Source organism: Neisseria sp. P0021.S007, from assembly GCF_051956855.1.
Genome location: NZ_JBQCXA010001691.1, coordinates 1 through 446 on the forward strand (window position 1 = coordinate 1; position 446 = coordinate 446).

General features: G+C 39.9%; 1 protein-coding gene. It reads right to left on the minus strand.

Going from position 1 to position 446, the window contains the following annotated elements; all coding sequences use genetic code 11:
• Positions 1-162: 162 nt before the first annotated feature.
• Positions 163-446 (minus strand): type VI secretion system baseplate subunit TssK (gene tssK, locus ACTHUR_RS20945; RefSeq protein ID WP_440400736.1); only part of this gene is annotated, 284 nt, incomplete at its 5' end.

The following is a 446-nucleotide window of genomic DNA, read 5'->3' on the forward strand; positions in this document are numbered from 1 at the left end:
CTACGACCAGAGCTTGCTAAATTCTTTCTTAAATTCTCTACCAAAGTTTTGCCATACTCATACCATGTTGAGGCATGCTCGGGACTAAAACCTGCCGATAATGCGGATACAGTCAAAGCAGTATCTCTTAATTCACTTCGAATCAATGGATTATGGTTCATACTAAATACTCACTACTGCAAATAAGCTTAAATGTAAATTAAGTATAGATGTTGGAACATAAATACTACATACCTGCGATTGCATCATTCTTGAAAATGCCACATGCCGTTTGTCTAATCTAAAGTAAACATTATCCATTCGGAACGGCAAACCAGGAGGAGTTTGATTCAACAACTGCAAAGGCACTCCCATTACTGCCGTATTGATAACGCGTTCCACGTCTTCAGGCGCACCGATTTTGCTGACCAATGGCAATTGCTTCTGCAATTCAGCAAAAACAACGG